General features: G+C 43.3%; 10 protein-coding genes and 1 rRNA gene. 10 read left to right on the top strand and 1 reads right to left on the bottom strand.

Annotated features, from left to right (window positions below):
- The first annotated feature begins 41 nt into the window (after positions 1 to 41).
- The 3 genes from M3M39_RS00055 (at position 42) to M3M39_RS00045 (ending at position 2,397) form a co-directional block, all read left to right on the top strand.
- A complete protein-coding gene (locus M3M39_RS00055; RefSeq protein ID WP_420843003.1) occupies positions 42 to 1,136 on the top strand; it encodes a sensor histidine kinase in 1,095 nt (364 codons plus the stop codon).
- A 146-nt stretch (positions 1,137 to 1,282) separates the two neighbouring features.
- Positions 1,283 to 2,047, top strand: a complete 765-nt coding sequence (locus tag M3M39_RS00050) for an AzlC family ABC transporter permease (RefSeq protein ID WP_252797210.1) — start codon at positions 1,283 to 1,285, stop codon at positions 2,045 to 2,047.
- Between the two features lie 17 nt (positions 2,048 to 2,064).
- A complete protein-coding gene (locus M3M39_RS00045) occupies positions 2,065 to 2,397 on the top strand; it encodes an AzlD domain-containing protein (protein ID WP_252797209.1) in 333 nt (110 codons plus the stop codon).
- A 52-nt stretch (positions 2,398 to 2,449) separates the two neighbouring features.
- On the opposite strand, the gene M3M39_RS00040 is transcribed toward M3M39_RS00045, so the two are convergent.
- Positions 2,450 to 3,634 (bottom strand): SAM-dependent methyltransferase, encoded by a 1,185-nt coding sequence (locus M3M39_RS00040; RefSeq protein ID WP_252797208.1) that lies wholly within the window; start codon positions 3,632 to 3,634, stop codon positions 2,450 to 2,452.
- 150 nt (positions 3,635 to 3,784) lie between these two features.
- Between M3M39_RS00040 and M3M39_RS00035 the strand changes: the two genes are divergently transcribed.
- From M3M39_RS00035 to M3M39_RS00005, 7 genes are all read left to right on the top strand, one after another.
- Positions 3,785 to 4,789, top strand: coding sequence for a hypothetical protein (locus M3M39_RS00035; protein ID WP_252797207.1), 1,005 nt, complete (start codon positions 3,785 to 3,787; stop codon positions 4,787 to 4,789).
- A gap of 20 nt (positions 4,790 to 4,809) precedes the next feature.
- Positions 4,810 to 5,886: an AI-2E family transporter gene (locus M3M39_RS00030; protein ID WP_252797206.1), complete on the top strand. Its 1,077-nt coding sequence runs from the start codon at positions 4,810 to 4,812 to the stop codon at positions 5,884 to 5,886.
- Between the two features lie 58 nt (positions 5,887 to 5,944).
- Positions 5,945 to 6,637: a 2,3-diphosphoglycerate-dependent phosphoglycerate mutase gene (locus tag M3M39_RS00025; RefSeq protein WP_252797205.1), complete on the top strand. Its 693-nt coding sequence runs from the start codon at positions 5,945 to 5,947 to the stop codon at positions 6,635 to 6,637.
- A 197-nt stretch (positions 6,638 to 6,834) separates the two neighbouring features.
- The gene (locus M3M39_RS00020; protein ID WP_252797204.1) at positions 6,835 to 9,606 is read left to right on the top strand and encodes a cation-translocating P-type ATPase; all 2,772 of its coding nucleotides are present in this window, start codon (positions 6,835 to 6,837) and stop codon (positions 9,604 to 9,606) included.
- Positions 9,607 to 9,796: 190 nt separating this feature from the next.
- The gene (locus tag M3M39_RS00015) at positions 9,797 to 11,278 is read left to right on the top strand and encodes an MDR family MFS transporter (protein WP_252797203.1); all 1,482 of its coding nucleotides are present in this window, start codon (positions 9,797 to 9,799) and stop codon (positions 11,276 to 11,278) included.
- Positions 11,275 to 12,045 carry a DUF4811 domain-containing protein gene (locus tag M3M39_RS00010; protein WP_252797202.1) on the top strand — a complete coding sequence of 257 codons (771 nt, stop codon included), beginning with the start codon at positions 11,275 to 11,277 and terminating at the stop codon, positions 12,043 to 12,045. The genes M3M39_RS00015 and M3M39_RS00010 overlap by 4 nt, the downstream gene beginning before the upstream one ends.
- 351 nt (positions 12,046 to 12,396) lie before the next feature.
- A 16S ribosomal RNA gene (locus tag M3M39_RS00005) occupies positions 12,397 to 13,447 on the top strand.

Below are 13,447 nucleotides of genomic sequence, written 5' to 3'. Positions count from 1 at the left end.
TCACCAATCGGGAGAAAAATGAACTCTGGTTTGAAACCATCATGACGGTCGTCCTGTTGCTCTTGGCTAACATTGCGATTGGCAACATCTTGACTAATTTCATTCGCACCAATCAGGGAGTAACGGATGGAATTTTTATCATTAAGCAGTCGATTACCTTTGGACCATGGCATCAGCACTTTTTAAGTTGGGAGGGGCTTTTTTGGATTTTAATGCTCTTGTTTGATGCCGTGGTCGTGTGGTGGCGAATTGTTCGGGTTTACCGTCGGATTCAAATTGGGCGGATCATTGATGAGTTACATTATATTTCTGATGGTCATTTTGATCACCGGATTCCGTTTCGCTTGACTGGCGATAACGAACGAGTGGTTAACAGTGTGAACACTCTGGTTGACAACGTGATTCAGTCGTTAGAAGATGAGCGACAAATTGAAAAATCAAAGGATGAACTGGTCACCAGCGTGAGCCATGATTTACGGACCCCACTGACGTCAATCATTGGGTACCTAGGATTAATTGAGGCTCATCAGTATCAAACAGAAGACGAATTGTTGCAATATTGTCACATTGCCTACCAAAAGTCCCAACAGATGAAAAAATTGGTGGATCGGTTGTTTGAGTACACCAAAGCCAATAACATGGGAGAACAGCGGTTGGAAATCGACCAGATTGACGTGAACCAGCTGTTGGCTCAATTAGAGACTTCCTTTGCGTTAGAAGCTCAAAAGCAGGGGATGGAGATTCAGGTACAACCGTTAGCGACGGACGTGACTATGGAAACTAACGCAGAGATGTTGGGTCGGGTATTTAATAATTTAATTACGAACGCGTTGAAGTACGGAAACGACGGACACCAAATTTTGATTACTGCCCAACAGAAGCAGCCGAATCAGATTACGTTCCAAGTTGCTAACGATGGGAAGACCATTCCGAAGAAAGTAATTCGAAAGATTTTTGATCGCTTTTATCGCGAGGAACTGTCCCGCAACTTGGAAACCGGAGGCAGTGGACTCGGGTTAGCGATTGTCCGAGAAATCATTAATAACCAGGGGGGCACAATTCAAGCTGAATCAAATAGTAAGTGGACGACGTTTACGTTTACGCTTCCTCTGAAACCGGTACCTCAAACTAGCTAAGCATGTTTAGCTAGTTTTTTTGGTTGAAGAAAAGCGTTATTGAAAAAAAACGTGAAAAAGGTTTTTTATTCGGTCTAAATCCAATATAATTAAATGTACGGTGCAAAATCCAGATGATCATGAAATCATTACCGGGAGGATTTCAATTGACTAAAGTGGTACCAAATCCTAACGAACCAAACTGGCGGAAAAACTTTCGCACTTCGTTTCCATTAGACATTAGCTACATTCCAATTGGAGTGGCCTGTGGAATCTTGTTACATGCGGCGGGCTTCAATGCCTTTAATACAATTTTAGTGTCGTTGCTGGTGTTTTCGGGGGGAGCGCAATTTTTAATTGCGTCCATGCTGACGATTAATTCACCATTGTTGACGATTGTCTTAATGTTATTCTTTTTGGAATTACGGTATGCCCTCCTCGGTTCGAGTTTATCAAAATATTTAAAGGGTCAGAATACGTGGTTTCTTCTTTTATTTGCGGGTTCGATGAACGATGAAAACTACGCCGTGAATTACCTGAAGTTTTCAACTGATAAGGACTTTACCCAACGTGATGCCCTGCAAATTGAACACTGGTCGCTGTTGTTTTGGACGGTTAGTAATTTAGTGGGGAGTTTAGTTGGAACTGCAATCACGATTGATTTGACCGTAGTTCATTTTGCACTCACGGCGCTCTTCCTCTTTATGATTGTAATGCAGGTTAAAAGTTTCTTGAAAATTATCATTGCCACTTTGGCTGCTTGCCTAGCGGTTCTGTTTTTGGTAATGACCAAGTCGACGTTAGGATTGGTATTTGCCACGTTAACGGCCTCGTTTATCGGGTTTGTGGCGGATAATTACCTTACGAAACAGAAAAAGCGGAGTCGTTTGCTGAAGATGTTTAAGAACCCAGCGGGAACTCCAAAAGAATAGGCGGAAGGACGAAAACGATGGAATGGAACGGAATGCAGCACTTTCTGTTAATAATACTATGTTTCTTTGTGGCACTGATCCCGCGGTTTTTTCCTTTATTCTTCTTTCGGAAGCGAAAAATTCCGAAGTGGTTTAACGAATGGATGGAATTTGTGCCCATTTGTTTGTTTACCTCGTTAGTTGTGAAGGACCTGTTTATTACCAAAACGTACACCTTCTCAATTGCAAACTCGATTCCAGAATTAATTGCGAGTGTGGTTGTGATTATCATTGCATTTTGGACGCGTTCCATGGCGTTGTCGGTGATTGTGGGGTTGGCGCTGGTATTTGGACTAACTTTTCTGCTATAAAATAAAAATTAAAACAAAAAAGGAGCTGAATTCAGCTCCTTTTCTTTTGGGTTTAGTTATTCTTTTCAGCCATGTAATCTCTGGTCATTGGGAGAGATGCTCCAGAAGGTCCCTTGGTAATCAAGTATTGCATGACGTCAATGTTACCGGACTTGAACGATGCCGCACAGGCTTGCAGGTACAGATCCCACATCCGGACGAATTGTTCATCAAACATTTCTGTGACTTCCGAACGAACCCGGTTGAAGTTTTTATCCCATTCTTCCAAAGTTCGTTGGTAGTGGCGCCGTAATGATTCCAGGTCATAAACTTGGAGACGATTATCCACGATGTGTTGGATGTTTTCGGTCAAACCAGGGATGTAACCACCGGGGAAGATCCACTTGTTAATCCAACCGTTAACGGCGCCCCCTTGTTGCCGGGTGATTCCGTGGATAAGGGCGCTTCCGTTGTCTTTCAGGTGGGTCGAAACGGTTTCAAAGTACTCACCCAAGTTTTCTTTTCCGACGTGTTCAAACATTCCCACGGAAGTAATGTAGTCAAACTGTTCGTCCTTTGGTAGTTCCCGGTAATCTTCCAGTCGGACTTCCGCAAGGTTTTCTAGGCCGTACTTTTTAATCTGAGATTGAACGTAGTCATATTGTTCTTGACTCAAAGTCACACCGGTCACGCGCAGGTTGTATTTCTTAGCGGCCGTTAACATTAGGGTTCCCCAGCCACAACCAATGTCCAGAAGGGTCCGGCCTGGTTGTGGGTGAAGTTTTTGAATGATGTGATGAATTTTATTTTCTTGTGCTTGGTACAGTGAATCGGTTGGTTTTTCAAAGTACGCACAAGAATAGGTCATCGTCTTATCCAGCCAGAGCCGGTAAAAGTCATTTCCGATGTCGTAGTGATCCTGCACGTCTTTTTTACTTTCTGATTCAGAGTGAGAAGCTTTTGGTAAAAATTTGATGAAGCGTTTGTCACGAAAGAAACTATCAGCAGCTTGGTAGGCTGAGGTAATGAGGTCTTCCAGGTTTCCATCAATCTCAATCGTTCCGTTCATATAGGCTTCACCTAACGCAATGGATGCGTTCTTTTTCACTTCCCGAATCGGGATGGGCTTGTGAATGGTGATGTGAGCTTTAGGGGTACCATGCCCGTATTTTTTGGTTTTACCATCCCAAAAGGTAACTTCTAATGGTTCGGCAAAACTTCGTTTCAAAAACTCGTTGTAAAATACTTTTTCTAACATAGGTGCTACCTCACTTTTTCTGATAAAATTCAGTTTAATTATATGCTTTTTTTCTTTTTTCCGGAACCAATGTGGTAGGTAAAAATCAATTTCTTATCTATGTTATAATGTGACCACGGATGCAAATGAACATTTATGGAGGTATTTTTAATGAAGAAATGGATTTGGGGCATCATCATTGTTGTGATTGTGGCCGTTTTTGGTGGCTGGATGTATGCCGGCCATTCAAATGGAACCAAAGCCTACGCAAGTCAGATTAGTAGTGGAAAAAGTGCGTTAAATGACGCCAACTATTCCAAGGCGAAGGATGACTTTCAAGCTGCAGTTGATAAAAAGCCCAAGTCAAAAGAAGCCAATGCGTTGTTAAACCAAACGCAACACTTTATTGACGGAAATGACCAAATGAAAGACAAACAATTTACGAACGCCAAGCAGTCTTATTGTGCCGTTAAGGACGAAAAAAACGGTTCTAACGTGATGGTTAAACGGGCTAATGGCAAGGTCAAAACTGTGAATGAAGTCATTAAAAACGATGGCTTGTTTAAGAAGATCTACAAAGAAGCAGTTAAGCAACACAATGATAAAAAGTACGATGCATCCAACCAAACGTTGCAAGGGATTTTAACTGCCCACGTAATTAACCAAAAATACTACTCAGACATTAAGCAAAAAGCTAAGGACTTGAAGAAGTCAAACGACAAGGCTTTGAAGAAGATGACGACGGATCAAAAGAAGGCTTCCGCCATGAACGTGCAACAAAGTCCAGCTGTAACTCAAGCGGTTAACCAAGTTAGCTCCACTCAAGAAGCTGTTAAGGCCAATGCCCAAAGTTCAAATTCTGCTGCTGCTGCCGTTAAGAAACAAAATCAAACAGCGATGAAAGCTACCAACAGTACAAGTGGCAATCAGCCGACAGACCCTAACAGTTTAAACGTTTACTCCAATCCGAGTGAATACTCAAATCGGTTTGTGGATCCCGCTACGGGGCAAGACCAGAACACTAGCACTAGCACTAATGCAACTGCTGGAGACAACTCTGGCAGTCAAACAGGACAGGCTACTTCTCCTGATACCAACCCCAATGACTACAACGCAAATAACGATCCGTACAATGTTTACTCAAATCCGGGCGAATATTCAAACCGGTTTAACTAAATTAATGGAGAGAGCTTAAGATGGATAATCATTGGCAAAATTTTTTAAAAAACGTGCAACTGCGAAGGGCGGTAGTCCTGCTGTTATTAATTGCGTTGATTTATTTCTGCCGTGCCATGATTACGACCATTTTGTTAACGTTTATTTTTACGTTTCTAGTCACGAAAACCGTTTTATGGATTCATAAACGGGTTAAGATTCCAATTCCCATCCTAGTAATTACCATATTTTTAATACTGATTGCTGCTATTGCAGTAGTAGCGGTGCTGTACCTGCCGACGATTGTTGACCAGGGGATTGAGTATTCGAAGGTCGTTTATCAGTTTTACCAACGGCCGCACATGATTAAGAATCCCCAGATTAGAAACGCCGTGGTGAGTTTAATGCACACGGTGAACGTTCCCAAACAGCTCAAGGACAGTATGGGGATGATTCTAAGTTACGTAACGAGTGCTGGAAACATGGGCTTTTCTTTATTTATTTCCTTGCTGTTGAGTTTCTTCTTTACATTGGAATTGAAACAAACCAAGGAGTTTTCAAAGAAATTTTTATCCAGTACCTTAGGGTGGTTGTTTCAAGATGTTGCTTACTTTGGGAACATCTTTGTCCAGACCTTTGGGGTAGTAATGGAAGCACAGTTCTTTATTGCCATTTGTAATACGGCGATTACAACGACGTGTTTGGCAATTATGGGGATGCCTCAACTAGTGATTTTTGCGGTAATGATCTTCCTATTAAGTTTAGTTCCAGTGGCAGGAGTGATCATCTCGTTAATTCCCCTCTCAATTACTGGCTATGCCGTTGGGGGAATCAAGTATGTGATTTACATCGTGATTATCATTGCAGTGGTGCACATGCTGGAAGCATACGTGTTAAATCCAAAGTTCATGTCAGCCAAAACGGAGCTCCCCATTTTTTACACCTTCGTGGTGTTACTGCTTGGCGAACACTTTTGGGGAACTTGGGGATTGATTGTTGCAGTGCCAGTGTTTACCTTCTTCTTGGATGTGTTCGGGGTGCAAAAGGTGAATGGTCCCCGGTTGCGCAAACCAAATCACAAGACCGTGAAAAAGAGCTTAAAAAAGTACCTAAAATGATGTATGATAAATGCGATTCAACTATTTAAACTTAATAATTTGAAAGAGGTTAATGATAATGGCTAAATTATGTTTAATTCGACACGGACAAAGTGAATGGAACTTAGCAAACAAGTTTACCGGCTGGGTAGATGTGGACCTAAGTGAAGAGGGGGTTAAGCAAGCTCAAAACGCCGGAAAGTTGATTTCCGAAGCTGGTTTAGAGTTTGATCAAGCTTACACTTCTGTTTTAAAGCGGGCCATCAAGACGTTGCACTACGCCTTAGAAGAAAGCGACCAAATGTGGATTCCAGAAATGAAGACCTGGCGTTTAAACGAACGTCACTACGGGGACTTACAGGGAAAGAACAAGGCCAAAGCTGCAGAAAAATACGGAGACGAACAAGTGCACATCTGGCGTCGTTCATACGACGTGTTACCTCCGCTGTTAAGTGCTGATGACGAAGGTTCAGCTACAAAGGACCGTCGTTATGCTGACTTAGATCCCCGGACAATTCCAGCTGGAGAAAACTTGAAGACTACTTTGGAACGGGTAATTCCATTCTGGCAAGATCACATTGCACCACAATTATTGGACAACAAAAACGTGATTATTGCTGCCCACGGAAATTCATTACGAGCTTTAACGAAATACATCGAAAACATTTCGGATGAAGACATTATGGACGTGGAAATTGCAACTGGAGAACCGATCGTTTACGACATTGATTCCAACTTAAACATTGTCAGCAAGCAAAAATTAGGTGAATAGTTTTAATTAGGTGTGGCTAATGTGATTAGCCGCACTTTTTTAATTGCCTTCGTTAAGGGAGTAGGAAGTGGTTAAGGACGTTGCTAGCCACTGATTGAGTAATTTTCAAAGGCCCCTTATCAAAAAATGAAAAATGATGTAGTCTAATAATATGTTTAACAATCTAAAATGAAAAATTAATGAATGGGGTGAGCGACGTGCCAAACAATAAATTAACTGATGATCAGTACGCCCAACTACCGGTTGATGAACTAGCGCATGATTTAAATTCATCGACCACAGCTGGTCTGACCACTACGACCGCACAATCAACGTTGACAACCGTCGGGAAAAACGTGATTCAAAAGGGAAAAAAAGAAAATGAATTCCTGAATTTCTTAAAAAACTTTATTTCCCTAATGGCTTGTTTACTCTGGGTCTCTGGGTTAATCGCATTTTTGGCTGGAACGCCGGAACTAGGGATTGCCATTTGGGCGGTGAACGTGATTAACGGGTTATTCTCATATTGGGAAGAACGGGCCGCTAAAAAGGCCACCGATGCTCTAAGTAAAATGCTCCCCAGTTATGTGAACGTGATTCGGGATGGCAAACGGGTGCAGTTAGTTGCTGAAGATATTGTTCCTGGTGACGTAGTTGAACTTCAGGCCGGAGATGCCATTCCGGCTGATGCTCGAGTCCTTGATGATGCCTCCCTTCAGGTGGACGAGTCGGCTTTGACCGGAGAATCAGTACCGGTGGATAAATTTTCAGCCTACAAACATGGCGATGGGCAGTTTGCCATCCAAAACGTGGTGTTTGCCGGGACGGTTGCTACTAGTGGAACCGCAATGGTGATGGTGATCGCAACGGGAATGAATACGGAATTTGGTAAGATTGCCAGTCTAACCCAGGGTCAAAAAGAAGAGGATTCGCCGTTAACCAAGGAATTAAATCATCTAACGCGGCAATTATCGATTTTGTCATTATCCATCGGGGCCGTCTTTTTTATTCTGGCCATTTTCTTTGTGCACTATCCGGTAGCAAAGTCCTTCATCTTTGCCCTCGGGATGATTGTGGCTTTTATTCCAGAAGGATTGTTACCAACTGTGACCCTGTCGTTAGCCCATGGAACGCAAGTGATGGCCAAGAAGCATGCCTTGCTGAAAAGTCTGAACAGTGTAGAAACGTTAGGGGAAACCAACGTGATCTGTTCCGATAAAACCGGAACGTTAACCCAAAACCAGATGACGGTTAACCACGTCTGGTTACCAGACCAAGAGTTTACGGTGACGGGAACCGGATATTACAACAACGGAAAAATTCAATTTAAGGGTCAGGACGTTGATTTAAAGAACTATCCGGACCTGAGCCTACTGTTAGACATTGCGCTATTGAATAACGACACTAAGATTCAAGAACCGAAGAATTCTGGGGATGCCCCTAAAATTTTAGGAACTCCAACTGAAGCTGGTTTGAATATCTTAACGGCTAAGGCCGGTCTGAACCTAGCCAATCGCTTGCAAACTTCACCGCGGTTGAAGGAATTGCCGTTTGATTCAACCCGGCGGATGATGACTACCATTCAAAAGAATCAGGACTGCAAGACCTATGTCTATACTAAGGGAGCGTTGTCCAACTTAATGACGGTTTGTGACACCATTCTGGTGGATGGGAAAGTTCAACCGCTGACTGATGAATATCAAGCACAGATTGATCAAGCTAACCGGAACTACGCTGCTCAAGGATTGCGTTCGTTAGCATTTGCTTACAAGACGACTAATGAAACTAACTTCGATAATGCGACACCGGCCAATACAGAACAGCACTTAACCTTCGTGGGCTTAGCAGCGATGCAGGATCCACCGCGCGAAGAAATTTACGAAGCCGTGCAAAAGTGTCATTCAGCCGGAATCCGGATTATCATGGTTACCGGTGATAGTACTTTAACCGCTAAGAGTATTGCGGTAAAAATCGGAATCGTTTCTGACGCGGCGCGGGTGATTACCGGAGCAGAAATGAAGCAGCTGAGCGATGCAGAATTGCAGTCGGCGGTCAAAGATGAAGTTATCTTTGCTCGGGTCGCCCCGGAAGATAAGTATCGGATTGTGACCATGTGTCAAGAAAATGGGGACGTGGTAGCCTCGACTGGGGACGGAGTAAATGATGCACCAGCCTTGAAGAAGGCTAACATCGGAATTGCCATGGGAGTTACTGGAACTGACGTTGCTAAGGATGCCGCTGATATGATTCTGACGGACGATAACTTTGCTTCCATTGTAAATGCGATTGAAGAAGGGCGGACGGTTTACAGTAACATTCAGAAATTCTTGCTCTACATCTTTACTAGTAACGTTCCGGAAGCCTTTCCATCGGTTTTATTCTTATTATCAGGGGGAGCAATTCCACTACCGCTGACGGTAATGCAGATTTTAACCGTTGATTTAGGAACGGATATGTTACCTGCTTTAGGATTGGGAGCTGAACCAAGTGAACCAGGGATTATGAATCGACCTCCACGCAAGCAAAGTGATCATCTCCTTAATAAGATGATTATTTGGAAGAGTTTTGGGTACTACGGTTTAATCGCAATGATCATCTCGACCTTTGCGTACTTCTTTGTCAACTGGCAACACGGTTGGCCCCACGTCGCATTAGCTGCCAGCGGTAACACGTACATGGTTGCTACCACGATGACTCTGGCTGCAATTGTCTTCTGTCAGGTTGCTAACGTCTTGAACATTCGGACGGAACGGAATTCCTTGTTCAAGGTCGGGATTTTCTCTAACCACCGAATCTTGTGGGGGATTATCTTTGAAATTTGCCTCTTGGCCTTCTTAGTTTATGTTCCATTTGTTCACAATCTCTTTGGGACGGCTGACCTTAGTTTACATGATTGGTTCTTCTTAATCTGTATTCCAATTCCATTAATCCTACTCGATGAATTGAGAAAATGGATAGTTCGGAAGTTCATGCAATCGAACGCTCAGTAAAACAGATTTTAACCGAAACGTGGAGCCAAAGTTAATGATTGGTTTGCGGCTTGTTACTGAAAATGATGAAGATCATCACCAGTTGGTGGTGGTCTTTTTCTTTCCTATAAGTCTTTGTTAGATTCCTTGACAAACAAAATTGAGACTCGTATAGTAACTGGTAGACTTTTATTTTAATGGAGGGATTTTAATGAGCGAAAAACAAACCGTTGATGCGAACGGAAAACCGTATAATCGAACGCTGTTTGTGTTGGTGTTACTGGTCGGAGCGTTTGTGACCGTTCTGAATCAGACGATTTTAGGGACGGCTTTTCCCACGCTGATGAAGGCTTTTGACGTCAATACTTCCACCGTCCAGTGGCTGACGACCGGATTCATGATGGTCAACGGAATCTTGATTCCAGTGAGTGCTTGGTTAACTAGTCGAATTAACACGAAATGGTTATACCTAGGAGCCATCTTAATCTTTGAAATTGGAACCATTACGGCAGCGTCTGCACCAACCTTTGGTGTGTTATTCGTGGCCCGTTTGATTCAGGCCGTGGGTGCCGGAGTGATTATGCCATTGATGCAGACCATCCTACTTTCGATTTTCCCGGCAAACGAACGGGGAGCTGCTTTGGGATTGGGTGGGATCGTAATCGGACTAGCTCCGGCGATTGGACCTACTCTGTCAGGATGGATCATTGATAACTATTCCTGGAGGTTAATTTTTGAAATGATTATCCCCATTGCAGCCTTTGTTTTGATTGCGGGCTTGTTTTTTGTGAAGCCAGTGTTACCAACGCGTAAATCCAAATTAGATTACTTTTCTCTGATTTTATCCACGATTGGATTTGGATCGGCGTTGTATGGATTTTCCAGTGTTGGAAACGACGGCTGGGGCAGTTCGACCGTCTTGTGGTCATTGGCAATTGGAGCAGTCTTCATTTGCTTCTTCGTATGGCGGCAATTGACGATTGAACATCCTTTCTTAGATCTCCGCGTATTAAAATCATTTGAATTTAGTCTCTCTACCACCTTAGCTTCTGTAGCCTTCATGGCAATGATTGGGGTGGAAATGGTACTTCCGCTGTATCTGCAAATTGTGAAGGGAATGTCTGCCTTTCATTCTGGTTTAACTCTCTTGGGGGGAGCCTTGATGATGGGGATTATGAGTCCCATTACGGGAATGCTCTTTGATAAGTTTGGGGCACGTCGGCTCGCTATTTGTGGACTATTCCTGCTGACGGTTGGAACCTTTCCATTTATGTTTTTAACGGAAGATACGGCTAATATTTATATCACTGTGTTATATGCGGTGCGGATGTTTGGGGTTGCCATGGTTATGATGCCAGTAACAACTTCTGGAATGAACTCGCTATCAGTGAAAATGATGGGACACGGGACGGCCGTTAACAACACGATTCGGCAAATTTGTGGTTCGATTGCGACGGCTGTGATGGTTTCCATTCTATCGAACGTTACTAGTAACAACATGCCTAGCAACGTTTTGAAAGTTAACGATCCGATCCATTTCCGTGACCTGGCCATTGCGGCAACCTTGAAGGGTTACACCGCAACCTTTGGAATTGCCTTTGTGATTGCTTTAATTGCCTTTTGTTTGGCATTTGCTCTGAAAAAAGGTCGGGTTACCCAGAATGAAAAGGCGAAAGGGGGAGACGGAGAATGATTTTTGTAATTTTAGTAGGAACGGTTCTTGCGTTTTTCCTGTGTTTTAACTTAATTCCCAACCGTAAATTATCCAATGCCACGGGCATTTTGGCCGGATTCTTGGTGATCTTAACGATTTTAGCGATTGTTGGAAATTTTCACTATCACTTCGGAATGAAAAAAGAAACGGTAACGACGCCCCATTCGTTTACCTCCATTAATAAACAAATGAACATGGTGTTGTACCAAAAAATTGGTAAGCAGGGGAAAGAACAAGTTGTTATTTACAAAAAGACTGCTAGCCAAAAGAAGCCAACCACCACTCCCGCCATTAAAACTAGAAATATCATTAAGCACGAGGGCACGAAAAATCGTTTGGTAACCCAAAAACAAGAGTGGGTTTATAAGAACGGTTTTTACCGGATGATGTTTGGGGTAGCACAGAAAGAAACCTTCATCAAACGGACTAATACGTTCCACGTGGCTAACGATTATCTAGTTATGACGCCTAAGCAGGCCAAAGAATTTGGACAACGGATGAAACAGGTTGCTGCTGGAATGAAACAGCAACAACAAGATCCTGCTGCCCAAGCTGCGTTAAAACAACAGGCACAGCAGTACATTCAAGGAAAGATGACAGCAGAAATGCAAAAAAATCCGCAGTTATCAGACCAGCAACGTCAACGGCTGATGAAGAAGTGGCAAGTTGAATTTCAAAATCAATTGAAACAACAAGCCCAACAAAAGTTAGTGGAGCAAGTTGCTCGTGAAATGAATTTAAAATAGGTTCATAATCTGTGTCTCTAATAAAAATCCTCAGCAAATTTTAATTTTGCTGGGGATTTTTTTGAATTTATTCTTGACCTTTACTACTGCTGGCAGTATAGTAATAAATGCGCGTTACGAAGGAAATTGATTCGTCTTAACAATTGATTAATTTATCCTTGACATTTTTCTTCTAACACGATATTGTAGTAAATGCACTGAAGAGCAGTGCAGAAGTAGTTCTTTGAAAACTGAACAAGATTTTGATTACAAAAAGTGTAAGGAATTTTTAAACTAGTGTTTAAAAATTAAACATTTGCGAAGTCAATTCGCTTAATTAACAAATAAAGTAGAGCTAGTAAAGTTCTCATTTAAAATGAGAGTTTGATCCTGGCTCAGGACGAACGTTGGCGGCGTGCCTAATACATGCAAGTCGAACGAGGTCTCCTAAATGATATGACGTGCTTGCACTGAGTTGACTTTAGATCGGACCGAGTGGCGAACTGGTGAGTAACACGTGGGTAACCTGCCCAGAAGTAGGGGATAACACCTGGAAACAGATGCTAATACCGTATAACAACTAAAACCGCCTGGTTTTAGTTTGAAAGCTGGCCTTGGTGCTAGTGCTTTTGGATGGACCCGCGGCGTATTAGCTAGTTGGTGAGATAATAGCTCACCAAGGCGATGATACGTAGCAGACCTGAGAGGGTAATCTGCCACAATGGGACTGAGACACGGCCCATACTCCTACGGGAGGCAGCAGTAGGGAATCTTCCACAATGGACGCAAGTCTGATGGAGCAACGCCGCGTGAGTGAAGAAGGGTTTCGGCTCGTAAAACTCTGTTGTTAGAGAAGAACGACTGTGAGAGGAACTGCTCACGGCGTGACGGTATCTAACCAGAAAGTCACGGCTAACTACGTGCCAGCAGCCGCGGTAATACGTAGGTGGCAAACGTTGTCCGGATTTATTGGGCGTAAAGCGAGCGCAGGCGGTTTTTTAAGTCTGGTGTGAAAGCCTTCGGCTTAACCGAAGAAGTGCATCGGAAACTGGGAAACTTGAGTGCAGGAGAGGACAGTGGAACTTCATGTGTAGCGGTGAAATGCGTAGATATATGAAGGAACACCAGTGGCGAAGGCGGCTGTCTAGTCTGCATCTGACGCTGAGGCTCGAAAGCATGGGTAGCAAACAGGATTAGATACCCTGGTAGTCCATGCCGTAAACGATGAATGCTAGGTGTTGAGAGGTTTCCGCCTCCCAGTGCCGAAGCTAACGCATTAAGCATTCCGCCTGGGGAGTACGACCGCAAGGTTGAAACTCAAAGGAATTGACGGGGACCCGCACAAGCGGTGGAGCATGTGGTTTAATTCGATGCTACGCGAAGAACCTTACCAGGTCTTGACATCTTCTGTTAGCCTAAGAGA

The organism is Fructilactobacillus hinvesii, assembly GCF_024029435.1.
GTDB classification, from domain to species: domain Bacteria; phylum Bacillota; class Bacilli; order Lactobacillales; family Lactobacillaceae; genus Fructilactobacillus; species Fructilactobacillus hinvesii.
Note: the sequence above shows the minus strand (reverse complement) of the source record. Positions and strands in the feature narration are given on the sequence as shown.

What these genes read in the sequence shown, in the direction of transcription:
- M3M39_RS00055 (WP_420843003.1), top strand. Translation starts at nt 42, where the DNA reads ATGACGGTCGTCCTGTTGCTCTTGGCTAACATTGCGATTGGCAACATC.
- M3M39_RS00045 (WP_252797209.1), top strand. Translation starts at nt 2,065, where the DNA reads ATGGAATGGAACGGAATGCAGCACTTTCTGTTAATAATACTATGTTTC.
- M3M39_RS00040 (WP_252797208.1), bottom strand. Translation starts at nt 3,634, where the DNA reads ATGTTAGAAAAAGTATTTTACAACGAGTTTTTGAAACGAAGTTTTGCC.
- M3M39_RS00035 (WP_252797207.1), top strand. Translation starts at nt 3,785, where the DNA reads ATGAAGAAATGGATTTGGGGCATCATCATTGTTGTGATTGTGGCCGTT.
- M3M39_RS00030 (WP_252797206.1), top strand. Translation starts at nt 4,810, where the DNA reads ATGGATAATCATTGGCAAAATTTTTTAAAAAACGTGCAACTGCGAAGG.
- M3M39_RS00025 (WP_252797205.1), top strand. Translation starts at nt 5,945, where the DNA reads ATGGCTAAATTATGTTTAATTCGACACGGACAAAGTGAATGGAACTTA.
- M3M39_RS00015 (WP_252797203.1), top strand. Translation starts at nt 9,797, where the DNA reads ATGAGCGAAAAACAAACCGTTGATGCGAACGGAAAACCGTATAATCGA.
- M3M39_RS00010 (WP_252797202.1), top strand. Translation starts at nt 11,275, where the DNA reads ATGATTTTTGTAATTTTAGTAGGAACGGTTCTTGCGTTTTTCCTGTGT.